Genomic DNA, 26,185 nt, shown 5'->3' with positions numbered 1-26,185 from the left:
CGGGTGAGAGGGCGTGCCTGGGCGGGCGTCGTGGCGGTGGCCGGAGGGCTGGCGGTGTCCGGCTGCTCGGCCGACGTGGCCGGTGCCTGGTGGGGCTACGAGGAGCAGTGCGCGGCGGCACAGCACGAGTACGGCGACCGCCTGGTCGAGGAGGCCGCGGCCCTCGTCGATGCGCTCGGGGGGAGCACCGAGGGCGAGTTCTGGTGCGACGACTCCGCGGGCCCGCCCGGCTCGGTCGACGTCGAGCTGGAGGTCGTCGGGGACCTCGCCGACCTCGAGGATCGCGTGGAGTCCGCCGGGTGGACCCTGACCTCGCGCGTCGCGGGATCCGCGGAGAACGGACTGGGCGCCGGCACCCAGGAGCTGGAGTTCACCCAGGACGTCGACCCGGGCATCCGTCTGGGCCTCGTCTGGGCGGCGCCGGGCGTGCGTCCCGAGGGCTGGATCAGCCGCACCGGCTGATCGCGAGCAGGCGCAGGCCCGGCTCAGAGGGCGCGCCGCGCGGCCTCGATGAGCGGGCGGATGCGGTAGGGGATCAGCTCGCCCATGGACAGCGACGTCTCGGTGCGCTCCACGCCGTCGATGGCGAGGATGGCGGCGTCGATGCGGAACAGGTGGTCGGTGTCCCGGCACACGACGTGCACGCGCAGGTCGGCGGCGCCGCTGTGCCCGTACGCCTGCACGACCTCGGGGATCTCGGCCAGCCGGTCGACGATGGCGGGCAGCTCGCGCTGGCGCACGGTGACCTCGAGGAAGGCCGTCAGCGGGTGTCCCAGCGCGGCGGGGTTGATGCGGCGGTCGAAGTCGAGGAAGGCGCCCGACTCCTCGAGCCGGGTCAGCCGTGCGTGCACGGTGTTCCGGGACAGGCGCAGGCGCTCCGCGAGGGCGGCGATGGTGGCCCGCGGGTCGTCGGCGAGCGCCGTCAGCAGGCTCAGGTCCACGGCGTCGTAGCTGCGCACATCGACCAGCCTAACGGGGTCGGCCTGAGCACTCTGCTCAACGTGTCGCGGGGTGCTGGTCGCACTCTGTGAGCGGCGTTACGTTCGCGGTATCCGGCGCTCGACGCGGAGCGGCCGGCGACACACGAGGTGAGGCGACGATGCCCAGCACCATGGGTTCGACGTCCCGCGACGACCTGTCACGAGCGGGTGGAGCGCGGACGGAGACGGCGTCCGGTACGACGGACGAGGCATATGCAGACGGCACGGTCCGGCTGCTCGACGAGAAGGGCGTGCGACACCCGGACCCGGCGCTCGACCGCTGGCTGACGGACGTCGACGCGGGCACGGACGAGGCCCGGTCGGCGCTGCTGGCGCTGTACGAGGACATGGTCGTGGCGCGGCGCATCGACGCCGAGGCGACGGCGCTGCAGCGGCAGGGCGAGCTCGCGCTGTGGCCGCCGCTGCAGGGTCAGGAGGCGGCCCAGGTGGGCTCCGCCACGGCGCTGCGCGGCGACGACTTCGTGTTCTCCAGCTACCGGGAGCACGCGGTGGCCCGTAAGCGCGGCGTCGCGCCGGTCGACCTGCTGCGCGTGTGGCGCGGGATCACGGCGTCGGGCTGGGACCCGTACGCGGTGAACATGGCGACGCCGCAGGTCATCATCGGTGCGCAGGCCCTGCACGGCGTGGGCTACGCGCTGGGGATCCAGGCGGACGTCGAGCGCGGCGCCGTGGAGGTGGGCGGCGACGGCACGGCCGCCGTCGTGGCGTACGTCGGCGACGGCGCGATGAGCCAGGGCGACGTCAACGAGGCGTTCGTCTTCGCGGCGACCTGGCAGGTGCCGCTGGTGCTGTTCTGCCAGAACAACCAGTGGGCGATCTCCGAGCCGGTGTCCCTGCAGTCGGGCGTGCCGCTCGTCCGCCGGGCCGACGGCTTCGGCGTCCCGGGCGTGCGTGTGGACGGCAACGACGTGCTCGCCGTCCTCGCCGTGACGCGCGAGGCGCTGCACCGCGCCCGCACCGGCGGCGGCCCCACGTTCGTCGAGGCCGTCACCTACCGGATGGGACCGCACACCACCGCCGACGACCCCACCCGCTACCGCGACCCGGCCGAGCTGGACGTCTGGGCCGAGCGCGACCCCGTCGCCCGGCTCGCCGCGTACCTGCGGGCGGGCGGCCTGCTCGACGACGGCGACGAGGCGCGGGTCCGCGCGGCGGCCGACGCCGTCGCCGCCGAGCTGCGGGCCGGCGTCGTCGCCCTGGCGGACCCGCCGCCGCTGAGCGTCTTCGACCACGTGTACGCCGAGCCCCACCCGACGGTGGCGGCCGAGCGCGCCGAGCACGCGGCGTACCTGGCGGGCTTCGCCGACACGACCACCGGCACGATCACCGGGACGACGAGCGGCGAGGGGGCCGACCGATGACCGCCCAGACGCTCACCCTCGCCAAGGCGCTCGGCGCCGGGCTGCGCCGCGCGATGACCGACGACCCGTCGGTCATGGTGCTCGGCGAGGACATCGGCCGCCTCGGCGGCGTGTACCGCGTGACCGACGGCCTGCAGGCGGAGTTCGGGCCGCGGCGCGTGGTGGACACGCCGCTGGCGGAGTCCGGCATCCTCGGCACCGCCGTCGGGCTGGCGTACCGCGGCTACCGGCCGGTCGTGGAGATCCAGTTCGACGGGTTCGTCTACGTGGCGTTCGACCAGATCGTCAGCCAGCTCGCCAAGATGCACGCCCGCACCAACGGCAAGGTCACGCTCCCGGTGACGATCCGCATCCCGGTGGCGGGCGGCATCGGCGCGGCCGAGCACCACTCGGAGTCGCCGGAGGCGTACTTCGTGCACACGGCCGGGCTGCGCGTCGTGTCGGTGTCGAACCCGCAGGACGCGTCGACCGTGCTGCGCCAGGCCGTCGCCTGCGACGACCCGGTCGTCTTCTTCGAGCCCAAGCGGCTCTACCACGTCAAGGGCGAGGTGGACGCGGACCTGCCGCTCGACGACGCACCCCCGATGGGCGCCGCGCGGGTGGTCCGGCCGGGCGACGACGTCACGCTCGTGACGTTCGGCTCGCACGTCGCGACCGCGCTCGACGCCGCGACCGCGGCGTCCGACGAAGGCGTCTCGGTCGAGGTGATCGACCTGCGCTCGCTGTCCCCGGTCGACCACGAGACGATCGCGGCGTCCGTGCGGCGCACCGGTCGGCTCGTCGTGCTGCACGAGGGGCCGCGGCAGGCGGGCGTCGGCGCGGAGATCGCGACGTCGGTCACCGAGCGGTGCTTCGACTTCCTCGAGGCGCCGCCCGTGCGCGTCACCGGGTACGACATCCCGTACCCGCCCGCGAAGCTCGAGGCCAACCAGGTGCCGGACCTCGACCGCGTGCTCGTGGGGATCGACCGCGCGCTCGGCCGGGTGCCGGCGTCGGGCGCCGGCGTGGAGGTGGGAGCGTGATGGCGACCCGCGAGTTCAAGCTGCCCGACCTGGGCGAGGGGCTGACGGAGTCCGAGGTCGTCGAGTGGCGCGTGGCCGTGGGCGACGCCGTCGAGCTCAACCAGGTGATCGCGGAGGTGGAGACCGCCAAGGCGCTGGTCGAGCTGCCCTCGCCGTGCGCCGGCGTCGTGCGGGTGCTGCACGCCGAGGAGGGCCAGACCGTCGAGGTCGGCGAGCCGCTGGTCACCTTCGACCTGTCCGGACCAGGTGCACCAGAACCCGCGCCTGGCCCTGACCGCTCCGTGGGTCCGGCGGGGGAGGACGGGCCCGAGCCGAACCTCGTCGGGTACGGCGCGCGGCCCGCGCGCACGGGACGCCCGGCGCGACGCCGGCGGAGGGACGTGCCGGCGGCACCCGCCCTCGCCACGAACGGCGTCTCGTCCGTCTCGTCGCCGGACGGGCACATGGAGCGGCCGCGCTCGACGCCCGTCGTGCGGGCGCTGGCGCGGCAGCGCGGGATCGACCTCGCCACGATCACGGGCACCGGCCCGCACGGGCGCATCACGCGCGACGACGTCGAGTCGGCGTCGTCGGGCGCGGCGGAGGTCGAGGAACCGGCGACGACGGCGCGCGCGGCGGGCGGCGAGTCCCGCACCCCCGTGCGCGGCGTGCGCAGGCGCACGGCGGCGGCGATGGTCGCGAGCGCGGCGGCGCCGCAGGCGTCGGTGTTCCTCACCGTGGACGTCACGGCGAGCATGGAGCTGCTGGCCCGGCTCAAGACGCACCCGATGGCCGGCGGGCAGCGGATCACGGTGCTCGCGCTGGTGGCGCGCGCCGTCCTGGCGCTGCTGCCGAACCACCCGGCGCTCACCAGCCGGTGGGCGGACCTGCCGGGTGGCGAGGCGGAGATCGTGCGGCCCGCGCACGTGAACCTCGGCATCGCGGTCGCGACCGACCGCGGGCTGGTCGTGCCGCACGTCCCTGCCGCGGACACGCTGTCCCTCACCGGGCTGGCCGCCGCGCTCACCGACCTCACGACGACGGCGCGGGCGGGCCGCACCACGCCCGAGCGGCTCGTGAACGGCACGCTGACGATCACCAACGTCGGCGTCTTCGGCGTCGACGCGGGCACGCCGATCCTCAACCCGGGCGAGCCCGCCATCCTCGCCCTCGGCCAGGTGGCGCGCCGCCCGTGGGAGCACGACGGCGAGGTGGCGCTGCGCCAGGTGACCACGCTCAGCCTCACGTTCGACCACCGCGTGGTCGACGGCGAGCAGGGCGCCCGCTTCCTCGCCGAGCTCGGGGCGGTGCTCGCCGACCCGGCGCTCGTCCTCCTGCTCGGCGGCGAGCCCGCGACCGGGACGACCGACGAGAGCGAGGCCCCGTGACCGTCCTCGACTCCGCCGTCGACCCCCGCGCCGACGCCGCCCGCGCCAACGACGAAGCCCAGCGGGCGCTCGCGGACCGCCTCCGCGAGCGCACCGCCGTCGCCGCCGAGGGCGGCACCCGGCGGGCCCGCGACCAGCACACGTCGCGCGGCAAGCTGCTGCCCCGCGACCGCGTGGCCCGGCTGCTCGACGAGGGCAGCCCGTTCCTCGAGGTGGCGCCCCTGGCGGCCTTCGGGGTCGACGCCGGCCCGGGCGAGGCCGGTGAGTGGCCCGGGGCGGGCGTCATCGCCGGCATCGGGCTGGTGAGCGGGCGGCAGGTGATGGTGGTCTGCAACGACGCGACCGTCAAGGGCGGCACCTACCACCCGCTCACCGTGAAGAAGCACCTGCGGGCCCAGGAGATCGCCCTGGAGAACCGGCTGCCCTGCGTGTACCTCGTGGACTCGGGGGGTGCGTTCCTGCCGCGGCAGGACGAGGTGTTCCCCGACCGCGACCACTTCGGCCGGATCTTCTTCCACCAGGCGAAGCTGTCGGCGGCACGGATCCCGCAGATCTCCGCGGTCCTCGGCTCCTGCACGGCGGGAGGCGCGTACGTGCCCGCGATGAGCGACGAGACCGTCATCGTGCGGAACCAGGGCACGATCTTCCTCGGCGGGCCGCCGCTGGTGAAGGCGGCCATCGGCGAGGACGTCAGCGCCGAGGAGCTGGGCGGCGGGGAGCTGCACGCGCGGCGCTCCGGCGTCGTCGACCATCTCGCCGAGGACGACGAGCACGCGCTCGACCTGGTCCGCGACATCGTCGGCACGCTGCCGCCGGACCCGGAGCCCGCGTGGGACGTCGCGCCCTCCCGCGAGCCCGTCGTCGACCCCCAGGGCCTGTACGCCGCGGTCCCCGTGGACGTGCAGCAGCCCTACGACCCGCGCGAGGTGATCGCCCGGATCGTCGACGGCAGCGAGCTGCACGAGTTCAAGCCGGAGTACGGCACGACGCTCGTCACGGGGTTCGCGCGCATCCACGGCCACCCGGTCGGGGTGCTGGCCAACGCGGGCGTGCTGTTCCGCGAGTCGGCGCTCAAGGGGGCGCACTTCGTCGAGCTGTGCGACCAGCGCGGCGTCCCGCTGCTGTTCCTGCAGAACATCTCGGGCTTCATGGTGGGCCGCGACGCCGAGGCGGGCGGCATCGCGAAGGACGGCGCCAAGATGGTGACGGCCGTCGCGACGACCCGCGTGCCGAAGCTCACCGTCATCGTCGGGGGCTCGTTCGGCGCGGGGAACTACGCCATGTGCGGGCGGGCGTACTCGCCCCGGTTCCTGTGGTCGTGGCCCGGGTCCCGGATCTCCGTCATGGGCGGGGCGCAGGCGTCGTCGGTGCTCGCCACCGTGAAGCGCGACCAGCTCGCGCGCCGCGGCGAGGAGTGGGACGCAGGCGAGGAGGAGTCGTTCCGCGCCCAGATCCGCGACGGCTACGAGGTGGCCGGCGACCCGTACCACGCCACGTCGCGCCTGTGGGACGACGGCATCGTGGACCCGCCCGACACCCGTCGTGTGCTCGGCCTGGCGCTGGGCGTCTGCGCCCGCACGCCGCTGCCCGCACCCGACCCGACCGAGCCCCGCTTCGGGCTCTTCCGGATGTGAGCGGGATGGGTACCCGGGAGCTTCGCACCGTGCTCGTCGCGAACCGCGGCGAGATCGCGTGCCGCGTCATCGGCACGCTGCGCCGGCTGGGGATCCGTTCCGTGGCCGTGTACTCCGACGCCGACGCGGACGCCCGGCACGTGCGGGAGGCCGACCTGGCCGTCCGCCTCGGCCCGGCGCCCGCCCCGCAGAGCTACCTCGACGTCGAGGCGGTCGTGGCGGCGGCAGTCGCGACCGGCGCCGACGCGATCCACCCCGGCTACGGCTTCCTGTCCGAGAACCCCGCCCTGGCGCGGGCGTGCGAGCGCGCCGGCATCGTCTTCGTCGGGCCGTCGGTCGAGGCGCTGGAGACCATGGCGGACAAGGCCGCGGCCAAGCGGCTCGTCGCGTCCCACGACGTCCCCGTGCTGCCCGGCACGCTCGACGACGGTCTGGACGACGCGGCCCTGGTCGCCGCGTCCGGCGACGTCGGCTTCCCGCTGCTGGTCAAGCCGGTCGCGGGCGGCGGCGGCAAGGGCATGGAGGTGGTGCGCGCGGGGGACGAGCTGCCCGGCGCGCTGGCCTCGGCCCGTCGCGTGGCCGCCGCGTCGTTCGGCGACGACGGGCTGCTCCTGGAACGGCTCGTCGAGCGGCCGCGGCACATCGAGGTGCAGGTGCTGGCCGACACGCACGGCGCCGTCGTGCACCTGGGCGAGCGCGAGTGCACCCTGCAGCGCCGCCACCAGAAGGTGGTGGAGGAGGCGCCGTCGCCCGTCGTCGACGACGCGACCCGGGCCCGGCTCGGGGAGGCCGCGTGCGCGGTGGCGCGGTCGGTGGGCTACGTGGGCGCGGGGACCGTGGAGTTCCTGGCGCCCGGCGACGACCCCGGCACGTTCTGGTTCATCGAGATGAACACCCGCCTGCAGGTGGAGCACCCCGTGACCGAGATGGTCACCGGCCTGGACCTCGTGGAGCAGCAGCTGCGCGTCGCGGCCGGGGAGCCGCTCGGCCTCCGGCAGGAGGACGTCCGGCTGGACGGGCACGCCGTCGAGGCACGCCTGTACGCGGAGCAGCCCGCGCGCGGGTTCCTCCCCGCCGCCGGGCACGTGCTCCGGTACGACGACGCCGGCGTGCCCGCCGGCCCCGGGGCGACGCCGCTGCGCCTCGACAGCGGGCTGGTGCCGGGCGCCGAGGTGACCGGCGACTACGACCCGATGCTCGCCAAGGCCGTGGCCTGGGCGCCCACGCGGGACGAGGCGATCACGCGGCTCGACGGCCTGCTGGCCGACGTCGTCGTGCTGGGCGTCGAGACCAACGCCGGCTTCCTGCGCGACCTGCTCGCCGACGACGACGTGCGCGCCGGCCGGCTCGACACCGGCCTCATCGACCGACTCGTCCGCGCGATGCCGGACTCGAAGCCCGCCGGGGCGGACCGGGCGTCCGACGGCGCGCTGGTCGCGGCGGCGCTGCTCGCCGTGGCCCCGAGCACGGCGGGCGCGTCCGGGCCCTGGGCCGCCGTCGACGGCTGGCGGCTCAACGGCTCGCCGGCGCCGCGCCGCGCGGTGCTCGTCGACGCGGCGGGCGCGGAGCACGCCGTCGCCCTCACCGGGAGGCCCGAGGACGCCGTCGTCGTCCTCGACGAGGGCGAGCCGGTGCGTGCGTGCCTGCGCCCGCTCGCCGACGGCCGCCACCTGCTCACCGTGGACGGCTCCACCAGGAGCCAGGTCGGCGCCGTGAGCGGACGAACGGCCCACGACACGCCGGCCGACGGCGCCACGACCCCGCTCACCGCGGCGCCCGCGGTGGTGTGGGTGCACGGGGACGGGCGGACGGCGTCGTTCACCGTGCTCGACCGCGCCGCGCTGGCCGCACGGCGACGCGAGGAGCGCGCGCTCGGCGACGACGGTGCGGCGGACGGCCCCACCCGTGCCGTGGTGCGCGTGGCGATGCCCGGCACGGTGTCCGCCGTGCCGGTCGCGGACGGCGACGTCGTCGCCGCCGGCCAGCCCGTCGTCGTGGTCGAGGCGATGAAGATGGAGCACCCGCTGCTCGCGCCCGTCGCCGGCGTCGTCCGCCTCGACGTGCGCGCCGGCGACCAGGTGCGTCTGGACCAGGTGGTCGCCATCGTCGACCCACCCGTCGACCCACCCGTCGACACCCCCGAAGACCACGCTCCCGCGCCGGCAGACCCCGCCGTGGCGGCAGCACACACTCCGGCAGACCCAGCCACCCGAGGAGCGTCATGATCAGCGAGACCCAGTCCACCGTGCTCACCGACGAGCAGCGGAAGCTCAGCGCCGTGGTGCGCGAGTTCGCGGACCAGGTGGTGGCCCCCGCCGCCTACACGTACGACACCGAGCGGCGCCTGCCGGTCGAGATCATCGAGCAGATGGGCGAGCTGGGGCTGTTCGGGCTGCCGTTCCCGGTGGACGTCGGCGGGCAGGGCAAGGACTACGTGTCGCTGTGCCTCGCGGTCGAGGCGCTGGCGCGGGTGGACCAGTCGATCGCCGTGACGCTCGAGGCGGGCGTCGGGCTGGGGATCATGCCGATCTTCCGGCACGGCACCGACGAGCAGAAGCAGCGCTGGCTGCCCGACCTGGTGAACGGTCGCGCGCTCGCGGCCTTCGGCCTCACGGAGGCGGGGGCCGGGTCGGACGCCGGCGCCACGCGCACCACCGCGCGCCGGGACGAGAGCACCGGCGAGTGGGTGATCGACGGCTCCAAGCAGTTCATCACCAACTCCGGCACGTCGATCACCAGCGTCATCACGGTCACCGCGGTGACCGGCACGCGCACCGGGGCGGACGGCGCGACCCATCCCGAGCTCTCGTCGTTCCTCGTCCCCGCGGGCACGGCGGGCCTCACCGTGGGACCGAGCTACGACAAGGTCGGCTGGCACACGTCGGACACCCACCCGCTGACGCTCGACGGCGTCCGCGTCCCGGCCGGCCACCTGCTGGGCGAGCAGGGCCGCGGGTACGCGAACTTCCTGCGCGCGCTCGACGAGGGCCGGATCGCCTTCGCCGCCCTCGCGACGGGCGCCGCGCAGGGCTGTCTCGAGGAGGCGCTGCGCTACGCCAAGGAGCGGGAGGTCTTCGGCCACGCCATCGGCGGCAACCAGCACATCGCGTTCACGCTGGCGCGCATGCAGGCGCGCGTGCACTCGGCGCGGCTGTGCTGGCTGGACGCCGCGCTCAAGCAGGTGCACGGCAAGCCGTTCAAGGCGGAGGCCTCGGTGGCGAAGCTGGTGGGCGGCGAGGCCGCGATGGCCAACGCCCGCGACGCCGCGCAGATCTTCGGCGGCTACGGCTTCCTCAACGAGAACCCGGTGGCCCGGCACTACCGGGACTCCAAGGTGCTCGAGGTGGGCGAGGGCACCACGGAGGTGCAGCTCATGATCATCGCCCGCGACCTGGGGCTGGCGTCGTGAGCAGGTCCGGCGTCGAACAGGTGGTTCCGCACGTTCTGACGGCTCAGAAGGTGCAGAACCGCCTGGTCGGCAGGGAGGAAGGAGCACGTCATGCGTGACGAGGTGCAGCGCGGGCTGTACTACGACGAGCTGGAGCCGGACGTGCGGTACGTGCACCGGCCGGGTCGCACGATGACGGAGGCGGACGACGTGCTGTTCACGTCCGTCACGATGAACCCGCAGGGTCTGCACCTGGACGCGGCGTGGGCGGCGACGCAGCCGTTCGGCCGCCCCCTGGTGAACTCCATGCTGACGTTGGCCACCCTGGTGGGGCTGTCGGTCGCGCACCTGACGCGCGGCACCCTGGTCGCGAACCTCGGCTTCACGGAGGTGGCGTTCCCGCACCCGATGTTCCACGGCGACACGCTGTACGGGGAGACGACGGTCGTCGACCGGCGGCTGTCGCGCTCGCGCCCCGGCACGGGCGTCGTGACCGTGCAGCACGTGGGCCGCAACCAGGACGGCGAGGTCGTGGCCCAGGCGGGGCGGACCATGCTGATGTGGACGCGCGAGGGCCACGAGGAGCACGAGCACAAGAACGCGAGCGAGCACGGCGGGGGCGTGCTGTGAACCCCGTCCCGTTCGCGCTCGGCCCGGCGCTGCTGTTCTGCCCGGCCGACCGGCCCGACCGGTTCGCCAAGGCCCTGGACCGCGCCGACGCGGCGATCCTCGACCTGGAGGACGCCGTCGCCCCCGGGCGCAAGGACGCGGCCCGCGCCGCGCTCGTCGACACGGTGCTCGACCCGGAACGCGTGATCGTGCGGGTCAACGCGGTCGGCACCTCGGAGCACGACGCCGACCTCGCCGCTCTCGCGCGCACGCCGTACCGCACGGTGATGCTGCCGAAGGCGGACGGCCGGTTCGTCGGGCCCCTGCTCGCGCCGGACGGCGGCCCGTACGCCGTCGTCGCGCTGTGCGAGACGGCCGCGGGCGTGCTCGCCGCGCCCGCGCTGGCCGCCCGGCCGGATGTCGTCGCGCTCGCGTGGGGCGCCGAGGACCTGGTGGCGTCCCTGCACGGCACGTCCAGCCGGTTCGACGACGGCCGCTACCGCGAGGTCGCGCGGCACGCCCGGTCGGCGGTGCTGCTCGCGGCCGGCGCGGCGGGCAAGGCGGCGATCGACGCCGTGCACCTGGAGCTCGACGACCTCGCCGGGCTGCGTGCCGAGGCGCTCGACGCCGCGGCCAGCGGTTTCGTCGCGTCGCTGTGCGTGCACCCGAGCCACGTCGCCGTCGTGCGCGCCGCGTTCGCGCCGTCCGAGGCCGAGGTGGAGCGGGCGCGCGAGGTCCTCGCCGCGGCGTCCGGCCGGGCGGAAGCGCTCGCGGACCTGCCCGCCGGCCGCTCGGCGGACGCCGGCGTGCTCACCGTGGGCGGCCAGATGGTCGACGCGCCGCTGCTGCGGCACGCCGAAGCGGTGCTGCGCCGGTCCGAGCGGGCGGAGCAGGGCGTGGAAGACACTCCCGACGGCCCCGCCGTCGGACGTACGGTCGAGGAGAACGGGGGACGACGATGACCAGGACCGTGTCGAGGACGGTGGACCGGCGGCAGCCCAGCGCCGTGGCCGCGCTGGACGGTCTGCTGCGCGACGGCATGACGATCGCCGTCGGCGGGTTCGGCCTGAGCGGCAACCCGACCGACCTCATCGAGGCGGTGCGCGACTCCGGGGTCAAGGACCTGACGGTCGTGTCCAACAACATGGGCGTGGACGGCAAGGGGCTCGGCATCCTGCTGGAGAACGACCAGGTGCGGCGCGTGCTGTCGTCGTACGTGGGGGAGAACAAGCTGTTCGCGCAGCGGTACCTGGACGGCGCGCTCGAGGTCGAGTTCGTGCCGCAGGGCACGCTCGCCGAGCGGCTGCGGGCGGGCGGTGCCGGCATCCCCGCCTTTTACACGCCCACCGGGGTCGGGACGCCCGTCGCCGAGGGCAAGCCCGTGGACGAGATCGACGGTCGCCGGTACGTGCTGGAGCGGGCGATCGTGGCCGACCTGTCGCTGGTGCACGCGCGGCGCGCGGACCGGTTCGGCAACCTCGTCTACCGGTACACGGCGCGCAACTTCAACCCGGTGATCGCGACGGCCGGGCGCGTGACGGTGGTCGAGGCGGAGGAGATCACCGACGAGCCGATCGACCCGGACGTCGTCGTGACGCCGGGCATCTACACGCACCGCCTCGTGCTGGCGCGCGAGCGGGTCAAGGACATCGAGCAGCGCACGGTGCGCCCGCGGGGCGAGGCCGCCGACCCCGTCGAGCCTGTCGAGCCCGTCGAGCAGGGAGGTGCGGCATGACCTGGACGCGCGACGAGATGGCCGCCGTCGCGGCGGCGGAGCTGCGCGACGGTGACTACGTCAACCTCGGCATCGGCATCCCGACGCTCGTGGCGAACCACCTGCCGCCGGGGGTCGGTATCACGCTGCAGAGCGAGAACGGCCTCCTCGGCATCGGCCCGTTCCCCGTCGAGGGCACCGAGGACGCCGACCTGATCAACGCGGGCAAGCAGACGGTCACCGCCGTGCCGGGCGCGAGCTTCTTCGACGCGGCCGACTCGTTCGCGATGATCCGCGGCGGCCACATCGACATCGCCATCCTGGGTGCGCTGCAGGTGTCCGCGACGGGCGACCTGGCGAGCTGGACCGTGCCGGGCAAGCTCGTCAAGGGCATGGGCGGCGCGATGGACCTCGTGGTCGGGGCGCGGCGCATCGTCGCGCTCATGGACCACGTCGCCCGCGACGGTTCGCCCAAGCTGCGCCGCCGGTGCACCCTGCCGCTGACCGGGGAGGGCGTCGTCGACCGGATCGTCACCGACCGCGCCGTGCTCGACGTCGCCGACCACGGCCTGGAGGCAGCGTTCGTGCTGCGCCGGCTGGCGCCGGGCGTCACGGTCGACGAGGTGCGCGAGGCGACGGAGGCGGAGCTGGTCGTGGAGCTGGAGGACGAGGCCGGGACGGGCGACGGCTCGCCGGCCGTGGCGGAGGAGGGACGACGATGACCGTGATCGCGGGGTACCGGCGGACGCCGTTCGTGCGCGCGAACGGGGCGTTCGCGGCCGTGCCGGCGACGACGCTGGGCGCGCACGCGCTGGCGGCGGCGCTCGCGGCGGCCGGCGTGGGGCCGGGGGAGGTGGACGTCGTCGTCGGCGGGCAGGTGCTGCAGGGCGGCGCCGGGCAGAACCCGGCCCGCCAGGCGGCCGTCGGCGCGGGGGTGCCGATGACGGTGCCGGCAGTGACGCTCAACGCGGTCTGCCTGTCCGGGGCGGAGGCGGTGGTGCAGGCGCACCGCCTCATCTCGGGCGGGGAGGCGCGGATCGTCGCGGTGGTCGGGATGGAGTCGATGACGCTCGCGCCGCACGCCTGGGTGGGCTCGCGCGCGGGGCAGAAGTTCGGCCCCGTGGAGCTGATCGACACGATGGCGCACGACGGGCTGACCGACGCGTTCGAGCACGACTCGATGGGGCTGAGCACCGAGCGGCACGGCGAGGCGATGGCCGCCGCGGCCTGGAACACGCGCGAGGCGCAGGACGCGCTGGCCGTCGCGTCGCACACGCGGGCCGCCAAGGCGGCGGAGCTGCTCGCCGAGGAGATCGCGCCCTACGACGTGCCCGGCCGGCGCGGCACGGTCCGCGTCGAGGCCGACGACGGCGTCCGCCCGGACTCGACGCTCGACGGCCTCGCGCGGCTGCGACCGGCGTTCCGCGAGGACGGCACGATCACGGCCGGCAACGCGTCGCAGATCTCCGACGGCGCGGCGGCCCTGGTGCTCGTGGCGGACGACGTCGCGGAGGCCCGGGGGTTGACCGGGGTGCGCGTGCGGTCCCACGCGCTGGTCGCGGGGCCGGACGTCGGCCTGCACGCGCAGCCGGCGAACGCGATCACGGCCGCCTGCGAGCGTGCGGGCGTCGCGCCGCGCGACCTCGGCGCCGTCGAGATCAACGAGGCGTTCGCCGCGGTCGTGCTCGCGTCGGTCGACCTGCTGGGGCTGGACCCGGAGCTGGTGAACGCGCACGGCGGCGCCATCGCGCTGGGGCACCCCATCGGGGCGTCCGGGGCGCGCGTCGTGGGGCACCTCGCGCGGCGGCTGGAGCTGCTCGGGCCAGGGTCGGTGGGCGCCGCCGCGCTGTGCGGCGGCGGCGGCCAGGGGTCGGCGGTGCTGCTGGAGGCCTGACCGCCCGGACCGCACCATGAATCGAGCGTGCCGGAGCCGTGGCAGCTCAGCGAACGGCGGCCGCGGTCACGAGGACGAACGCTGCGACGATGACGGCGACGCGCACGAGGTGGAGGCGGTTCCACCGGTCCGTCTGCTCGCGCCAGTCCGCGGGGAGCGTGTCGGGCGTCCACGTCTTCGAGCGGTTGTTGATCGGTACGAGCAGCGCGACGGACATCACGACGCTGACGAGCATCAGGGCCACCGAGGTCCAGGCGAGCGCCGCGGCCTGGGGGACGACCACCACGGTGCCGGCGATGAGCAGCGTCGCGCCGATGTACCAGAACGGCATGAGGCGCCCGAGCATCCGGCCGCCGTGCGCGCGGGCGAGGACCGCGGCGTCGTCGGGCAGGCCGTCGAAGATCGGGTTCATGACGAACACGACGGACGCCTCCACGCCGACCAGCAGCCCGGTGACGACGACGGCGACGATCGGCAACCACTCCATGACCCACGCTCCCTTTGGTGTCTAGCGCTGCTAGATCTAGCAGCGCTAGAGAACATATCAGCGAACTTCTAGCAGTGCTAGAGTCGCCGGCATGACGACGCCTGCCGCAGCACGCCGAGCCCGCGAGGTGGCCGACCGCCGGGAGCGCATCGTGACTGCCGCCCGGGCGCTCGCGGAAGAGCAGGGGTGGGAGGCCGTGACGACCCGCCGGCTCGCGGGCGCGATCGAGTACAGCCAGCCCGTGCTCTACGGGCACTTCCCGCAGGGGCGCACGGAGATCGTCACCGCCGTCGCGATGGCGGGTTTCGAGGAGCTGGCAAGCGTGCTCTCGTCCGCGACGTCCGGGCAGGCCGGCGCGGACGCCGAGAGGGTGCGCGCGCTGGTGACGGCATACCTGGACTTTGCCGCGCAGCACCCCGCGACCTACGACGCGATGTTCCTGCTGCCGGTGGTGATCCCGTTCGCCTCGGACGACACGCCGGAGACCGTCCGCGCGGGCTTCGTGGCGATCGAGGGCGCGCTGACGGGGCTCGAAGCGCCGCCCCCCGACACGGCGACCGCGGCCGAGGTTCTGTGGGGCGCTGTGCACGGCCTCGTCGCGCTGCACCGGGCGGGGCGTCTGTCGGCCGGGAACGACGACCTTCGGGTCGAGGCGCTCGTGCGGCTCGTCGTCGGCTGAGTCGTCCGCGGGATCGCCCGACCGGGCGATCGTTCCTGTGCGGTCGGTGGCCGCGGACCTGCGCGGCCGGGCAGGATGGGGCGTCGTGACGACGACGCGCGACTCCCGACCGCCCCGCATCCTCATCCTCGCCGGCCGCGGCCGCCACGAGGACCCCTGGCACGACCACGCGGCCACCTCGCACCGGCTGGCACTGGTGCTCGCGGGCCTGGACCTCGCCGCGGGTGCCCCTGACGTCGTCGTGCGCTCGACGTTCCCCGACAGCCTCGACGACCTGGACGACGTCGACCTGCTCGTGGTCAACGCGGGCACGCCGTGGCCGGGGCTGCGGGAGGCCGGCATCGGCCCTGACGACGCGGCATGGGCCCCGTTCCACGCCCGCCTCGACGTCTGGGCGCGCGCCGGTGGCCGGATCCTCGCCGTGCACCAGGCGGCGAACGCGTTCGGCGACCATCCGGAGTGGGAGGAGGTGCTCGGCGGCCGATGGGTGCCGGGTGAGTCGATGCACCCGCCGCTGGGCCCGACGACGGTGCCGCTGGCGGTCGGCGCGCACCCGATCACGGAGGGGCTGGGCGCCGTCGACGTGGTCGACGAGCGGTACTGCCACCTGCGCGTGGCGCCCTCGTCGCAGGTGCTGGGGTGGGTGAGCGACGACGACGGCGAGCGGCACCCCGCCGTCTGGGTCGCCGACGCGCACGGCGGCCGCACCGTGTACTCCGGGCTGGGGCACGACGTGCGCGCCTACGACTCGTCGTCGCACGCCGAGCTGCTGCGGCGCGCGGCGACCTGGCTGTTGGAGGGGTGAGGTGGTGCGTGTCTTCCTCATCGGCGCGCTGTTCGTGACCCTTGCGGGCGCGTCGGTCTACGTGATCGAGGCGCTCGCGCCCGACCTCTCTCCGTTCGGCCGGTTCCTGGTCAGCGTGCCGATCTTCGTGGGCGGCGGATGGGCCGTCCGGGCCGCCGCGGAGCGCCGTCGTCGGGAGCGGTGGAGCGACGAGGTATCTTGACGTCAAGATACTTCGACGGCGAGGGGGACCGATGCGGCTGCATCACGTGCAGGTGGCGTGCCCGCCCGGCGGCGAGGACGCGGCCCGCGCGTTCTACGCCGCGGGTCTGGGGCTGACGGAGGTGGCCAAGCCGCCGGAGCTGGCGGGCCGCGGCGGCTGCTGGTTCCGCGGCGTCGACCACGGCGGTGCGGTCGTCGCCGAGATCCACGTCGGCGTGGAGGACCCGTTCGCGCCGGCGCGCAAGGCGCACCCGGCCCTGGTGGTGGACGACGTCGCCGCGCTCGACGAGACCGCGGACCGGCTGGAGGCCGCGGGCTTCGCCGTCGACCGCTCCGAGCGCGAGAGCTTCGCCGGCTACCTGAGGTTCCACACGCGCGACGGCGCGGGCAACCGCGTCGAGGTGCTCGCCCCCGCCTGACGACCGTGTGGCCCTTGCTCAGGACGGCGGGGCGGCGAGCTCCTCGCGGAGCGTCGTCACCGCGTCCTCGAGACGTTCCCTCGACCGGAACCGCAGGAGCCCGGCGTGCAGGACGGTCCGGGCGGACGCGTCCTCGCAACCCAGCAGCGCAGCGACGCGAGCGACGGCCTCGTCGTCGGACGCGGCCGTGAGCGCCTCGTCCATCACTCGCGCCAGCCGGTCGCGCGCGGAGAGGAGAGCGGACACGACGTCGAGCGTGCGCCGTGCCTCGTCCTGCTGGTCCGTGCTCGGCCCGTCGGTGCTCGGCCGGTCCGGGGGTCGGTGCCGTGCGATGGCATCGACGCTCAGGTCCACCGAGAGGGGATCCTCCGTCCAGAGGCTGAGCGCGGGGAGCACGGCGCGGACGTGTGCCGGGCCGGGCTTCGCACGCGCCCACTCGGAGCCGCCGATCGACACCGGGAGGCGCGCATAGTCGCCGGGGTCCAGGGGCACCGCTATGCCCTGGCTCCCGAGGAGAGCGAAGCCGAACCCCTCGCGTTCGTGCCCCGCCGACAGCAGGATTCCCGCGGCGACGAGGCGTTCCTCACCCAGCGGTGTCCATCGCTCGTCGCCCAGGTTGACGAGGTCGACCGCGAGGTGCTCGACGTCGGGCCGCGTCGTCGTCGGACCGGCCCAGCGCAGGACCAGTCCGCGGGAACGCTCGGGGTCGCTCGGCAGCGCACGGTCGCGAGGCGTCATGGGCCGAGCATCCCAGGAGCCCCCGGATGTGCAAACGGCCGCGGCGCCGCCGTAGGCCTCGTCAGCCCTGGTTCGGCAGCGGGTGGCCCTCGGAGGCCTGCACGACGACGATCCCCTGGCCGGTGAGCCCGAGCTGGTACGCCTCGCCCGAGCCGCGGCCGATGGCCGCGCCGAGCTTCGCCGTCTTGCGCACGGTGCTGGAGAGAGTCGTGGACCAGAGCACCACGCTCTGCATGTCGACGTAGGTGGGCTCGTCGACCTCGAGCACGACGGGGGTGCCGTACGCGGTGACGGCGAGCGCGCCCGAGCCGGTGAACGTGGTGTTGAACAGCCCGCCGCTGAGCATGGACGCGCCCTGCACGCGGTTGATGTCCCAGGTCAGCGTGCTCTCGAACGCGAGGATGTTGCTGCCGGAGACGGTGACGCTCTCGTTCTCCAGGTACAGCACGAACACCTCGTCGGCGTCCTGGGCGAGGAAGACGTCGCCGCCCCCGGAGACCTTCATCAGCGACATGCCCTCGCCGGTGAACGCCTTCTTGAAGAGCTTGGTCATGCCGCCCGCGCCCTCGTAGGCGAAGTCCACGTCGCCCTGGTAGGCGACCATCGACCCCTGCTTGGCGTAGAAGAACCCGCCGGAGCCGGCGAGGTCGACCTTGAGCATCCGCGGGTTGACGAGCTGGAAGCTGCCGGGCTCGCCCTGCGGCTCGGTGTGGTGGAAGAGGCTGCTGCGCATGGTGGACATCTTGTCGTCAGCCCCGTAGTGCCCACCACTGGAGCAGCATGATGGTCTTGCCGTCGACGATGCGGCCGTCGCGGACCATGGCCAGGGCGTCGTCGCGGCGGAGCTCGACGGCCTCGATGTCCTCGCCCTCGTGGGCGACCCCGCCGCCCGGGCCGACGCGGTCGTGCGGCGTGTAGGGCGCCGCGTAGAAGTGGACCTTCTCGGTGACCGAGCCGGGGCTCATGTACGCGGTGAAGACGTGCTCGACCGGCCCGACGGCGACACCGAGCTCCTCGGCGACCTCGCGCCGGATCGCGGTCTCGGGGTCGTCGTCGTCGAGCAGGCCTGCGGCCGTCTCGATCAGCATGCCGTCGGGGTGGTCGTTGACGTAGGCCGGGAACCGGAACTGACGCGTGAGCAGCACGGTGGACCGCGCGTCGTCGTGCAGCAGGATCGTGGCACCGTCCCCGCGGTCGTAGGTCTCGCGCTGCAGGGTGTGCCAGCTCCCGTCGCGCCTGCGGTGGTCGAAGGTCGTGCGGCGCAGCACGTGCCAGCCGTCGGAGGTGACCTCGACCTCGCGGACGACGACGTCCGGGTTGCGGTCCAGCGCCCGCCCCACCCGGTCGAGCCCCGTCCGGCCACGGTGGTCGGGGACGTCGACCCCGGGCCGCCCGGTCACCGGTCGGCGTCCGCGAGACGCGGCACGTCGGCGACGTCGTAGTAGACCGGGAGACCCCGGCTCTCGGCGATCACGACGTCCTGGTCGGCCCCGGTCGACTCGCCGGGCAGCCGCAGCACGGCGTCGCAGTGCTGGAGCAGCCGCTGCGCCGTCGGGTAGAGCACGTCGTCCGCGAGCTCGTCGTCCAGCGTGGCGCCGGCCGAGCGCAGCACCGGCAGCGCCACCCACTCGCCGATCATGGGGACGTGTCCCGCGGCGAAGACGGGCCAGGCCGCCTCCTCGAGCCGGCGGAGATTGGCCTCCATCGCGGCGGGGTCGCCGTCGGTGCCGGAGCGATAGGGGCCGGCGATCAGGATGAGCAGTGGTCGGATCATCCCCGTAGACTAGACACAAACATGCAGAACTACGAAGAAACGAGAACCACGATGCTCGCTGCCGAGAGGCGTGACCACCTCCTCGAGACCCTTCGCCGCGACGGCAAGGTCGTGGCGAAGACGGCCGCGGCCGAGCTCGGCCTCTCGGAGGACAGCATCCGCCGGGACCTGCGCGAGCTGGCGGCCGAGGGGCTGTGCCAGCGGGTCTACGGCGGGGCGCTGCCGGTGTCCCCGGCGGTCGCCGACTACGCCGGCCGGCAGCGGGTCGAGGTGACCGGCAAACAGCGTGTCGCCGCGGCGGCGGTGCGGCTGATCGACCCGGGCAGCACGGTCATCCTCGACGGCGGGACGACGGCCCTCGCGGTTGCCCGGGCGCTGCCGCCCGGCCTGCGCTGCACCGTCGTCACGCACAGCCCGACGGTCGCGGCGGCGCTGGTCGCGCACCCGGTCGCCGAGGTGTTCGTGCTGGGTGGCCGGCTCTTCAAGCACTCCGCGGTGGCGAGCGGCGCGGCTACGGTCGAGGCCGCGCAGCGGGTCTCGGCGGACCTCTTCCTCCTCGGCGTCACCGGCATCCACCCCGACGCCGGACTGACCACCGGCGACCCGGACGAGGCCGCCATGAAGCGGGCGCTGGCCGGGCGTGCCGCCGAGACGTACGTTCTGGGCTCGTCCGAGAAGATCGGGGCCGCGTCGCCGTACGAGGTGATCGGGTTCGACGCCGTCGCGGGCCTCGTCACGGACGCCGCCCCGGGCTCCGAGGTCATGGGTCGGCTCGGCGAGCTCGTCCGTGTCGTGGGGGCCGGCGCATGACTCGGGCGGGCGAGAACGTGCACGATCGTGCGCCGCTGTCGTACCGGCACGTCGACGTCTTCGCCGCGCGGGCGTACACGGGAAACCCGCTGGCCGTCTTCCCGCACGCCCCGGGGCTCACCGCCACGCAGATGCTCGCGATCACCCAGGAGCTGCGCCACTTCGAGGCGATCTTCCTGCGGACGGACGACCGTGAGGAGGCCGTCGCCGCCCGGGTCTTCGACCTCTTCGGGGAGCTCGAGTTCGCCGGGCACCCGCTGCTGGGCGCGGCCGCCGTGCTGCACGAGCGCGACGGCTCCGCCGGTCCGCGGCGCTGGTCCCTCCGGCTGCCCACCAGGACGGTCGAGGTCTCCACCCGGCCCACCGCCACCGGGTACCACGCGGAGCTCGACCAGGGTGCCCCCGCGTTCCTCGCGACCGTGCCGCCCGAGGACCGGGCGGAGGTGGCGGCGGCGCTGAACCTGCCCGCCGGAGCGCTCGCCGACCTCCCGCTGCAGGTCGTCTCCACCGGTCTGCGCTACCTGGTGGTGCCCGTCGTGGACGGACTGGCGCAGGCGAGGATCGTCCGCCCCGACTTCGCCGAGCTGCTCGCGCGGTACGGCGCGCAGTACGCGTACGTGCTCGACGTCGACGCGCTCGAGGGCCGGCACTGGAACAACGACGGGGTGCTGGAGGACGTCGCGACGGGCAGCGCAGCGGGCTGCGTCGGCGCCTACCTGGCCCGCCACGGCGTCGTGCCCGTCGGGGAGGAGCTCGTCCTGCGGCAGGGCCGCTTCACCGGACGCCCGAGCCTGCTGTCGGTGCTCCCGCAGGGGAGCCCCGACGCGCTGCGCGACGTCCGCGTCGGCGGCGCCGTGAGCATGGTGGCCCGGGGGACCCTGGACGCGCTGCCGGGGTGAGGGGCGGCCCGTGCCGCGGCCGTCCCGGGATCAGACGGCGCCGGGGAAGCCCGCCTGCCGCCACGCCTCGTACACGACGATCGACGCGGCGTTCGTGAGGTTGAGCGAGCGCCGTCCGGGCAGCATGGGGATCTTCACGCGGTCCGTGACGCGCGGGTGGTCCATCGCCTCGTCGGGCAGGCCGGTCGGCTCGGGGCCGAACAGCAGGACGTCGCCGGGCCGGAACACGACGTCGGTGTACGTGGTGTCGGCGTGCGCGGTGAACGCGAAGACGCGCGCCCCGGGCAGGGCGTCGAGCGCGGCGTCGAAAGTGGGGTGCACGTCCATGACGGCGAGGTCGTGGTAGTCCAGCCCGGCGCGCTTGAGCTTCGCCTCGGAGAGGTCGAAGCCCAGCGGTTCCACGAGGTGCAGGCGCGCGCCGGTCACGGCGGCGAGGCGGATGGCGGAGCCCGTGTTCCCCGGGATGCGCGGCTCGTAGTACACGACGTGGGCGAACGGGGACGGCTCGGGGGAGACCGGTGGCGTGGGCGGGAGCTGGTCGGGCACGGGCCCGATTCTCCCACCGGTCGCCCGGGGGCCGGGCGACGTGCGGCCGTCCCGATGACGCGACGGGCCTCCCGCCCCTAGGCTCACATGATGGGAGCGACACTGACGGCGGAGATCCCGGCGGTGATGGCAGCGGTCCAGCTCGTCGGCCACGGTGGCCTCGACCGGCTGGTGTACCGCGACGACGTGCCCACGCCCGTGCCTGCGGCGGGCGAGGTCCTGATCGACGTGCATGCCTGCGGCATGAACAACACGGACGTGTGGGTCCGCGAGGGCGCGTACGGCACGGAGACGGACCCGGGCTCCGTCTCGACGTGGAGACGCGGCAGATCCACCCTCACCTTTCCGCGGATCCAGGGCGCGGACACCGTCGGCGTGATCGCCGCCGTCGGCGACGGCGTGCCCGCCGACCGGGTCGGTGAGCGCGTGATGGTGGACTTCTCGCTCTACCACCGGCCCGAGGGCGACGACAGCCTCGCGGACATCGACTACATCGGGCACGGACGCGACGGCGGGTACGCCGAGTACATGACCGCCCCCGCGGAGAACGCGTACGAGATCACGGCAGACCTCGCGGACGCGGAGCTCGCGACGTTCTGCTGCGCCTACCTCACCGCGGAGCAGATGCTCGACCGGGCCCGGCTCGGCGCGGGGGAGCGGGTGCTCGTCACCGGGGCGTCCGGCGGGGTGGGCTCGGCGATCGTCCAGCTGGCGCGCGTGCGCGGCGCCGTCCCCTACGCCGTGACGAGCGCGGGCAAGGAGGCCGCGCTGCGGGAGATCGGCGCGCAGGACGTCGTCCTGCGCGACGTGCCCGACCTCGCGGCGGAGGTGGAGCGCGTCGTGGACGGCCCGGTCGACGTCGTGGCCGACCTGGTGGCCGGGCCGATGTTCAACGACCTGCTGCGCATCCTGCGGCCCGAGGGCCGGTACACGACGGCGGGGGCCATCGGCGGGCCGGTCGTGCAGCTCGACCTGCGCACCATGTACCTCAAGCAGCTCGAGCTGCACGGCTCGTCGCAGGGCACGCGCACCGCGTTCCGGCGCCTGGTGCGCTACATCTCCGACGGCGAGGTCCGGCCCCTCCTGGACCGCACGTTCCGGCTCTCCGCCCTGCACGACGCGCAGCGCGCGTTCCTGGCGAAGTCCTACGTCGGCAAGCTCGTCGTCGTGCCGGACCGGCACTGGGACGCCGTGGGGGCACCGTATGCGCAGCCGTGAGCGCACCATCGAGCTGATCGACGCGCAGTCGGGCGGCGACGTCAGCCGGGTCGTCATGTCCGGCGTGGAGCCGCTGCCCGGGCGGACGGTGCTGGAGAAGGCGCGCTACCTGGAGCGGCAGGGCGACGGGCTGCGTCGCCTGCTGCTCTCGGAGCCGTACGGCGACCCCGCGATGTCGGTGGACCTGATCGTGGAGCCCAGCGACCCCCGGGCGCAGGCCGGCTACGTGATCATGGAGGCGATGGGGTACCCGCTGTACTCCGGCTCCAACACGATCTGCACGGCCACCGCGCTGCTGCAGAGCGGGGCCATCCCGCTGCGCGACGGCGACGGGCTGCAGGACGTGACGCTGGAGTCCCCGGCAGGCCTGGCCCGGGTCAGCGCCCGGGTGGTCGACGGGCGGGTCGTGTCCATCACCACCGAGGGCGAACCCGCGTACGTGGCCGACGAGGCGCTGAGCGTCGAGGTGCCGAACCACGGCGACGTGCTCTTCGACCTCGTCTGGAGCGGGGCGTACTACGCGCTGATCGACGCGTCCCGCTACGGGTTCGACATCGGACCGACGGAGCAGGTCGCGCTGACCGCGTTCGGGGACGCCTTCGTCCGCGCGGCGCGGCCCGGCCTGCGCCGGGAGCACCCCGACCTGGGCGACGTCGGACCGCTGCCGTTCGCGCACTTCATGGGTCCCCTGCGCCGGGCGGGCGACGGCCGCTGGGAGTCGCCGTCGGCCACCTACGTGCACCCCGGCGTGCTCTGCCGCAGCCCCACCGGCACCGGCACCTCGGCGCGGCTCGCCCTCATGGCGTCGCGCGGGGAGATCCGCGAGGGCGAGTCGCTGGAGACGGTCTCGCCGCGCGGCAGCCGGTTCGTCGGCACGGTGCTGGAGCGCACCAGGGTGGGCGACTACCCGGCGCTGCGCTCCGCCGTCACGGGCGCGGCGCGGGTGATGGCGCGCTCGCAGATCACGGTGGACCTCGACGACCCGCTGGTCGACGCCTCCGACCTGGAGCCGCTGCTCACGCCGCCCGCCTGAGCGGGCTCAGGCGTCGCCCGCCGCCGCCTCGGAGCCGGGGGCCCCGCCGTTCGTGCCGACCACGGTGCCGTCGGTGGCGAAGACCACCGAGCCGTCGTAGTAGTCGTCGGAGACCGAGACGCGGACCCGCGGGTCGCTGGGCTTCTCGTCGGACCAGACCTCGCGCGCGACCCACAGCATCGGGTCGTCGGTGTCGTCGATCCCCGTGAGGCGCTCGGCCTCGTCGAACAGCGGCGGCAGGTCCTCCCAGCCGATCTCCGAGGCGTCGAACAGCTCCCGGGGCACGTCCTCGGGCTCCGGCTGGATGAGGGACGCGCCCTCGTGGGTGGCCTCGCCGTCGCGGTAGTGCCACTCGTCGGTCGTGGTGGCGCCCGGCGACGTGGGGGCCGTGACCTGCACCCACTGGTCGAACACGTAGACCTCCGTGACTTCGTCGCCCGACAGCGCGAGGACGGCGTCGATCGCGGGCCGCAGGTTCCCCGGCGTGAACATCGACGTCTCGGCGGCCGCGGCGGCGTCGTGCTCGGCGCGGACGGTGTCGATCGACCGCGTCTCCACCAGGCGGCCGGCGTCGTCCCACACGGGGTAGAGCGCCGCGGCGAAGCCGACGACGGCCAGCACGGGGAAGACGACGAACGGGATGTGCCGGATACCGCCGGCCGAGCGGCCCTTCTGCGGCAGCGCCCAGACGTCGGCGTCGCGCAGCTCGCGGACCTGGCGGTCGGACCCGGCACGTCGCACCCAGTCGGGGTCGGGGGCGTCGTCGAGCACGACCTCGGGGCGCTCCGGGTGGAGCTGCGTCACCACGAGCACCGCCCCCGGCTGCATCGACGGCAGCTGGGCGAGGTTCACGACCTGCCGGACCGTGGTGCGGTACGGCCCGTGCCCCTGGCGGGGGACGACCAGCAGCCCGATCTCGCACACCGGCTGGTCGTCGACCGCCGACCCGGTGGCCCTGATGCCCGTCACGCGGGCGAGCGTCGTGCGGCCCGCGGCCTTCGCCTCGGCCACCTTCTTCGGGTCCTTGAGCCCCATCCCGCTCGTGACGCTGCCGATGATGGTCAGCGGCAGGCAGAGGCTCGCCACCACGATCGCGACGATGCGCAGGGTGACGTACCGGGGATCGCCCGTGAGGGCGTCGCCGAGGATCGACGCCGCGAGCACGCCGAGGGACAGAGCGAACAGGCAGCGGATCACGACCGTATTCTGCCTGGCCGTCCGGGGTCCTCGGCCAGGGCCGTCGCCGGCGTCGTGCCTCGTCCGACCGGGCGTATCCTGGCGCCATGACGACGCGCGCGTGCTGGTGGTGGCTGCCTCCGCAGCCCTGACCCGACGCGCCCACGTCCCCGTCCCGAGCTGCCCGTCGCAGCCGGGACGCCTCTGTGTCCGGACCGGACCGACGGGCGGCGATCCCCCAGAGGAGCCGACCCGATGACCGCACCGTCCGTCCTGACCACGCCCACACCCACCCCCACCGCCGCCGTCGCGCAGGCCCGTTCCGCCGAGATCGAGGCCGAGCTGGCGCGCGACCCCGGCCGCTTCCGCGTCCTCACCGGCGACCGGCCGACCGGCGCCCTGCACCTGGGCCACCTGCTCGCCACGCTCGACAACCGGGTGCGTCTGCAGGACGCCGGCGTCGAGGTCGTGCTCGTCGTCGCCGACTACCAGGTCATCACCGACCGCGACGACGCGGGCGACCTGCCCGCCGTCGTGCGCGAGGTGGTGCTCGACTACCTCGCCGCCGGCGTGGACCCGGCGCGCTCCACGGTGTTCACGCACTCGGCCGTGCCGGCGCTGAACCAGCTGCTGCTGCCGTTCCTGTCCCTGGTGAGCGTGGCGGAGCTGGAGCGCAACCCCACCGTGAAGGCGGAGGCCGCGGACGCCGAGAGGCGCCAGGGCCGAGGCATGTCCGGCCTGCTCTTCACGTACCCGGTGCACCAGGCGGCGGACATCCTGTTCTGCCACGGCAACCTCGTGCCCGTGGGGCTGGACCAGCTGCCGCACCTCGAGACGACGCGGACCGTGGCGCGCCGCTTCAACCAGCGCTACGCCGGCGCCCGCCCGTACTTCCCGGAGCCGGACGCCCTGCTCACGCCGTCGTTGACGGTGCTCGGGAACGACGGCGCCAAGATGAGCAAGTCGCGCGGCAACGCGCTGGAGCTGCGGGCCGGCGAGGACGAGACGGTGCGCTTCTTCCGGCGCGCCCGCACCGACTCCGAGCGGCACATCTCCTACGACCCGGAGGCGCGGCCCGAGGTGGCGAACCTGCTGCGCATCGGCGCGCACTTCGCGGGCACGACGCCGCAGGACCTGGCCGCGTCGGTCGGGGACGCCGGCGCGGGGCGGCTCAAGGCGGTCGTCACCGACGCCGTCGTCGAGGGCCTGCGCCCGCTGCGCGAGCGGCGTGCCGCGCTCGCGGCCGACGGTCCCGCCGTCGTGCGCGACGTGCTCGCCCGCGGCAACGCGCGGGCGAACGAGGTCGCCGAGCGCACCCTCGCCGACGTCCGCGACCTCATGGGCACGGTCTACGCCTGACCGCGGGCACCGCTCCGAGCGAGAGGGGTCGGGCCCGCCGGTGCCTCTCCG

At 74.6% G+C, this 26,185-nt stretch carries 29 protein-coding genes; 21 read left to right on the top strand and 8 right to left on the bottom strand.

Translation table 11 applies throughout. The annotated features are described in order from the left end of the window. The first annotated feature begins 3 nt into the window (after positions 1 to 3). Entirely contained in the window at positions 4 to 462 is a 459-nt protein-coding gene (locus ACFQ8E_RS11480) for a hypothetical protein (protein WP_430550670.1), read from the top strand. A gap of 23 nt (positions 463 to 485) precedes the next feature. On the opposite strand, the gene ACFQ8E_RS11475 is transcribed toward ACFQ8E_RS11480, so the two are convergent. Further along, positions 486 to 959, bottom strand: a complete 474-nt coding sequence (locus ACFQ8E_RS11475; protein WP_430550669.1) for an Lrp/AsnC family transcriptional regulator — start codon at positions 957 to 959, stop codon at positions 486 to 488. A 140-nt stretch (positions 960 to 1,099) separates the two neighbouring features. Between ACFQ8E_RS11475 and ACFQ8E_RS11470 the strand changes: the two genes are divergently transcribed. The 11 genes from ACFQ8E_RS11470 to ACFQ8E_RS11420 all read left to right on the top strand — a co-directional run bounded on the left by ACFQ8E_RS11470 (position 1,100) and on the right by ACFQ8E_RS11420 (position 13,990). Then, positions 1,100 to 2,362 carry a thiamine pyrophosphate-dependent dehydrogenase E1 component subunit alpha gene (locus ACFQ8E_RS11470; protein ID WP_430550668.1) on the top strand — a complete coding sequence of 421 codons (1,263 nt, stop codon included), beginning with the start codon at positions 1,100 to 1,102 and terminating at the stop codon, positions 2,360 to 2,362. Continuing rightward, positions 2,359 to 3,384, top strand: coding sequence for an alpha-ketoacid dehydrogenase subunit beta (locus tag ACFQ8E_RS11465; RefSeq protein WP_430550667.1), 1,026 nt, complete (start codon positions 2,359 to 2,361; stop codon positions 3,382 to 3,384). The genes ACFQ8E_RS11470 and ACFQ8E_RS11465 overlap by 4 nt, the downstream gene beginning before the upstream one ends. Next, positions 3,381 to 4,751 (top strand): dihydrolipoamide acetyltransferase family protein, encoded by a 1,371-nt coding sequence (locus ACFQ8E_RS11460; RefSeq protein WP_430550666.1) that lies wholly within the window; start codon positions 3,381 to 3,383, stop codon positions 4,749 to 4,751. The genes ACFQ8E_RS11465 and ACFQ8E_RS11460 overlap by 4 nt, the downstream gene beginning before the upstream one ends. Beyond that, complete coding sequence (locus tag ACFQ8E_RS11455; RefSeq protein ID WP_430550665.1) at positions 4,748 to 6,385, top strand: carboxyl transferase domain-containing protein; 1,638 nt, start codon at positions 4,748 to 4,750, stop codon at positions 6,383 to 6,385. Before ACFQ8E_RS11460 ends, ACFQ8E_RS11455 begins: the two co-directional genes overlap by 4 nt. A 5-nt stretch (positions 6,386 to 6,390) precedes the next feature. Further along, positions 6,391 to 8,610: an acetyl/propionyl/methylcrotonyl-CoA carboxylase subunit alpha gene (locus tag ACFQ8E_RS11450; protein ID WP_430550664.1), complete on the top strand. Its 2,220-nt coding sequence runs from the start codon at positions 6,391 to 6,393 to the stop codon at positions 8,608 to 8,610. Then, positions 8,607 to 9,794: an acyl-CoA dehydrogenase family protein gene (locus tag ACFQ8E_RS11445; protein ID WP_430550663.1), complete on the top strand. Its 1,188-nt coding sequence runs from the start codon at positions 8,607 to 8,609 to the stop codon at positions 9,792 to 9,794. The genes ACFQ8E_RS11450 and ACFQ8E_RS11445 overlap by 4 nt, the downstream gene beginning before the upstream one ends. A 90-nt stretch (positions 9,795 to 9,884) precedes the next feature. Further along, complete coding sequence (locus ACFQ8E_RS11440; RefSeq protein ID WP_430550662.1) at positions 9,885 to 10,403, top strand: MaoC family dehydratase; 519 nt, start codon at positions 9,885 to 9,887, stop codon at positions 10,401 to 10,403. Then, positions 10,400 to 11,344, top strand: a complete 945-nt coding sequence (locus ACFQ8E_RS11435; RefSeq protein WP_430550661.1) for an HpcH/HpaI aldolase/citrate lyase family protein — start codon at positions 10,400 to 10,402, stop codon at positions 11,342 to 11,344. The genes ACFQ8E_RS11440 and ACFQ8E_RS11435 overlap by 4 nt, the downstream gene beginning before the upstream one ends. Then, positions 11,341 to 12,117, top strand: coding sequence for a CoA transferase subunit A (locus ACFQ8E_RS11430; RefSeq protein WP_430550660.1), 777 nt, complete (start codon positions 11,341 to 11,343; stop codon positions 12,115 to 12,117). The genes ACFQ8E_RS11435 and ACFQ8E_RS11430 overlap by 4 nt, the downstream gene beginning before the upstream one ends. Then, a complete protein-coding gene (locus ACFQ8E_RS11425) occupies positions 12,114 to 12,818 on the top strand; it encodes a 3-oxoacid CoA-transferase subunit B (RefSeq protein ID WP_430550659.1) in 705 nt (234 codons plus the stop codon). The genes ACFQ8E_RS11430 and ACFQ8E_RS11425 overlap by 4 nt, the downstream gene beginning before the upstream one ends. Then, on the top strand, positions 12,815 to 13,990 hold the full coding sequence (locus ACFQ8E_RS11420; protein WP_430550658.1) for an acetyl-CoA C-acyltransferase: 1,176 nt from the start codon (positions 12,815 to 12,817) through the stop codon (positions 13,988 to 13,990). Before ACFQ8E_RS11425 ends, ACFQ8E_RS11420 begins: the two co-directional genes overlap by 4 nt. Positions 13,991 to 14,036: 46 nt before the next feature. On the opposite strand, the gene ACFQ8E_RS11415 is transcribed toward ACFQ8E_RS11420, so the two are convergent. Further along, positions 14,037 to 14,477 (bottom strand): anthrone oxygenase family protein, encoded by a 441-nt coding sequence (locus ACFQ8E_RS11415; protein WP_430550657.1) that lies wholly within the window; start codon positions 14,475 to 14,477, stop codon positions 14,037 to 14,039. Between the two features lie 91 nt (positions 14,478 to 14,568). On the opposite strand from ACFQ8E_RS11415, the gene ACFQ8E_RS11410 reads away from it, so the two are divergent. From ACFQ8E_RS11410 to ACFQ8E_RS11395, 4 genes are all read left to right on the top strand, one after another. After that, positions 14,569 to 15,156: a TetR/AcrR family transcriptional regulator gene (locus ACFQ8E_RS11410; protein ID WP_430550656.1), complete on the top strand. Its 588-nt coding sequence runs from the start codon at positions 14,569 to 14,571 to the stop codon at positions 15,154 to 15,156. Between the two features lie 85 nt (positions 15,157 to 15,241). Further along, on the top strand, positions 15,242 to 15,961 hold the full coding sequence (locus ACFQ8E_RS11405; RefSeq protein WP_430550655.1) for a ThuA domain-containing protein: 720 nt from the start codon (positions 15,242 to 15,244) through the stop codon (positions 15,959 to 15,961). A gap of 1 nt (position 15,962) precedes the next feature. After that, on the top strand, positions 15,963 to 16,163 hold the full coding sequence (locus tag ACFQ8E_RS11400) for a hypothetical protein (RefSeq protein WP_430550654.1): 201 nt from the start codon (positions 15,963 to 15,965) through the stop codon (positions 16,161 to 16,163). A 31-nt stretch (positions 16,164 to 16,194) separates the two neighbouring features. Further along, positions 16,195 to 16,581 carry a VOC family protein gene (locus ACFQ8E_RS11395; protein WP_430550653.1) on the top strand — a complete coding sequence of 129 codons (387 nt, stop codon included), beginning with the start codon at positions 16,195 to 16,197 and terminating at the stop codon, positions 16,579 to 16,581. A gap of 18 nt (positions 16,582 to 16,599) precedes the next feature. On the opposite strand, the gene ACFQ8E_RS11390 is transcribed toward ACFQ8E_RS11395, so the two are convergent. From ACFQ8E_RS11390 to ACFQ8E_RS11375, 4 genes are all read right to left on the bottom strand, one after another. Continuing rightward, on the bottom strand, positions 16,600 to 17,319 hold the full coding sequence (locus ACFQ8E_RS11390; protein WP_430550652.1) for a hypothetical protein: 720 nt from the start codon (positions 17,317 to 17,319) through the stop codon (positions 16,600 to 16,602). A 61-nt stretch (positions 17,320 to 17,380) separates the two neighbouring features. After that, positions 17,381 to 18,052, bottom strand: coding sequence for an AIM24 family protein (locus ACFQ8E_RS11385; RefSeq protein WP_430550651.1), 672 nt, complete (start codon positions 18,050 to 18,052; stop codon positions 17,381 to 17,383). A gap of 16 nt (positions 18,053 to 18,068) precedes the next feature. Next, positions 18,069 to 18,719: an NUDIX domain-containing protein gene (locus ACFQ8E_RS11380; RefSeq protein ID WP_430550650.1), complete on the bottom strand. Its 651-nt coding sequence runs from the start codon at positions 18,717 to 18,719 to the stop codon at positions 18,069 to 18,071. Continuing rightward, positions 18,716 to 19,093, bottom strand: a complete 378-nt coding sequence (locus ACFQ8E_RS11375; RefSeq protein WP_430550649.1) for a DUF4406 domain-containing protein — start codon at positions 19,091 to 19,093, stop codon at positions 18,716 to 18,718. The genes ACFQ8E_RS11380 and ACFQ8E_RS11375 overlap by 4 nt, the downstream gene beginning before the upstream one ends. Before the next feature lie 51 nt (positions 19,094 to 19,144). On the opposite strand from ACFQ8E_RS11375, the gene ACFQ8E_RS11370 reads away from it, so the two are divergent. Continuing rightward, positions 19,145 to 19,903 (top strand): DeoR/GlpR family DNA-binding transcription regulator, encoded by a 759-nt coding sequence (locus ACFQ8E_RS11370; RefSeq protein ID WP_430550648.1) that lies wholly within the window; start codon positions 19,145 to 19,147, stop codon positions 19,901 to 19,903. Further along, positions 19,900 to 20,802, top strand: coding sequence for a PhzF family phenazine biosynthesis protein (locus tag ACFQ8E_RS11365; protein ID WP_430550647.1), 903 nt, complete (start codon positions 19,900 to 19,902; stop codon positions 20,800 to 20,802). The genes ACFQ8E_RS11370 and ACFQ8E_RS11365 overlap by 4 nt, the downstream gene beginning before the upstream one ends. 30 nt (positions 20,803 to 20,832) lie before the next feature. Here ACFQ8E_RS11365 and ACFQ8E_RS11360 read toward each other — a convergent pair whose 3' ends face one another. Then, the gene (locus ACFQ8E_RS11360; RefSeq protein WP_430550774.1) at positions 20,833 to 21,285 is read right to left on the bottom strand and encodes a tRNA (cytidine(34)-2'-O)-methyltransferase; all 453 of its coding nucleotides are present in this window, start codon (positions 21,283 to 21,285) and stop codon (positions 20,833 to 20,835) included. A 153-nt stretch (positions 21,286 to 21,438) separates the two neighbouring features. On the opposite strand from ACFQ8E_RS11360, the gene ACFQ8E_RS11355 reads away from it, so the two are divergent. After that, a complete protein-coding gene (locus ACFQ8E_RS11355) occupies positions 21,439 to 22,566 on the top strand; it encodes an alcohol dehydrogenase family protein (RefSeq protein ID WP_430550646.1) in 1,128 nt (375 codons plus the stop codon). Beyond that, a complete protein-coding gene (locus ACFQ8E_RS11350) occupies positions 22,553 to 23,599 on the top strand; it encodes a proline racemase family protein (protein WP_430550645.1) in 1,047 nt (348 codons plus the stop codon). Before ACFQ8E_RS11355 ends, ACFQ8E_RS11350 begins: the two co-directional genes overlap by 14 nt. A gap of 6 nt (positions 23,600 to 23,605) precedes the next feature. On the opposite strand, the gene ACFQ8E_RS11345 is transcribed toward ACFQ8E_RS11350, so the two are convergent. Next, positions 23,606 to 24,796 (bottom strand): hypothetical protein, encoded by a 1,191-nt coding sequence (locus tag ACFQ8E_RS11345; protein ID WP_430550644.1) that lies wholly within the window; start codon positions 24,794 to 24,796, stop codon positions 23,606 to 23,608. 234 nt (positions 24,797 to 25,030) lie between these two features. Between ACFQ8E_RS11345 and trpS the strand changes: the two genes are divergently transcribed. After that, positions 25,031 to 26,134, top strand: coding sequence for a tryptophan--tRNA ligase (gene trpS, locus ACFQ8E_RS11340; RefSeq protein WP_430550643.1), 1,104 nt, complete (start codon positions 25,031 to 25,033; stop codon positions 26,132 to 26,134). The last annotated feature ends 51 nt before the right edge of the window (positions 26,135 to 26,185 follow it).

It is taken from the genome of Isoptericola sp. NPDC056573 (genome assembly GCF_042793335.1).
Classification (GTDB): Bacteria; Actinomycetota; Actinomycetes; order Actinomycetales; family Cellulomonadaceae; genus Isoptericola.
The sequence above is the reverse complement of the archived record's forward strand: the minus strand, read 5'-3'. Positions and strand labels throughout refer to the sequence as shown.

Bases quoted from the DNA above. Each gene is read 5' to 3' on its own strand.
- ACFQ8E_RS11355 (WP_430550646.1), top strand. From the start codon at position 21,439: ATGGGAGCGACACTGACGGCGGAGATCCCGGCGGTGATGGCAGCGGTC.
- ACFQ8E_RS11395 (WP_430550653.1), top strand. From the start codon at position 16,195: ATGCGGCTGCATCACGTGCAGGTGGCGTGCCCGCCCGGCGGCGAGGAC.
- ACFQ8E_RS11450 (WP_430550664.1), top strand. From the start codon at position 6,391: ATGGGTACCCGGGAGCTTCGCACCGTGCTCGTCGCGAACCGCGGCGAG.
- ACFQ8E_RS11420 (WP_430550658.1), top strand. From the start codon at position 12,815: ATGACCGTGATCGCGGGGTACCGGCGGACGCCGTTCGTGCGCGCGAAC.
- ACFQ8E_RS11415 (WP_430550657.1), bottom strand. From the start codon at position 14,477: ATGGAGTGGTTGCCGATCGTCGCCGTCGTCGTCACCGGGCTGCTGGTC.
- ACFQ8E_RS11470 (WP_430550668.1), top strand. From the start codon at position 1,100: ATGCCCAGCACCATGGGTTCGACGTCCCGCGACGACCTGTCACGAGCG.
- ACFQ8E_RS11390 (WP_430550652.1), bottom strand. From the start codon at position 17,319: ATGACGCCTCGCGACCGTGCGCTGCCGAGCGACCCCGAGCGTTCCCGC.
- trpS (WP_430550643.1), top strand. From the start codon at position 25,031: ATGACCGCACCGTCCGTCCTGACCACGCCCACACCCACCCCCACCGCC.
- ACFQ8E_RS11445 (WP_430550663.1), top strand. From the start codon at position 8,607: ATGATCAGCGAGACCCAGTCCACCGTGCTCACCGACGAGCAGCGGAAG.
- ACFQ8E_RS11365 (WP_430550647.1), top strand. From the start codon at position 19,900: ATGACTCGGGCGGGCGAGAACGTGCACGATCGTGCGCCGCTGTCGTAC.
- ACFQ8E_RS11375 (WP_430550649.1), bottom strand. From the start codon at position 19,093: ATGATCCGACCACTGCTCATCCTGATCGCCGGCCCCTATCGCTCCGGC.
- ACFQ8E_RS11465 (WP_430550667.1), top strand. From the start codon at position 2,359: ATGACCGCCCAGACGCTCACCCTCGCCAAGGCGCTCGGCGCCGGGCTG.
- ACFQ8E_RS11430 (WP_430550660.1), top strand. From the start codon at position 11,341: ATGACCAGGACCGTGTCGAGGACGGTGGACCGGCGGCAGCCCAGCGCC.
- ACFQ8E_RS11410 (WP_430550656.1), top strand. From the start codon at position 14,569: ATGACGACGCCTGCCGCAGCACGCCGAGCCCGCGAGGTGGCCGACCGC.
- ACFQ8E_RS11370 (WP_430550648.1), top strand. From the start codon at position 19,145: ATGCTCGCTGCCGAGAGGCGTGACCACCTCCTCGAGACCCTTCGCCGC.
- ACFQ8E_RS11425 (WP_430550659.1), top strand. From the start codon at position 12,114: ATGACCTGGACGCGCGACGAGATGGCCGCCGTCGCGGCGGCGGAGCTG.
- ACFQ8E_RS11350 (WP_430550645.1), top strand. From the start codon at position 22,553: ATGCGCAGCCGTGAGCGCACCATCGAGCTGATCGACGCGCAGTCGGGC.
- ACFQ8E_RS11440 (WP_430550662.1), top strand. From the start codon at position 9,885: ATGCGTGACGAGGTGCAGCGCGGGCTGTACTACGACGAGCTGGAGCCG.
- ACFQ8E_RS11385 (WP_430550651.1), bottom strand. From the start codon at position 18,052: ATGCGCAGCAGCCTCTTCCACCACACCGAGCCGCAGGGCGAGCCCGGC.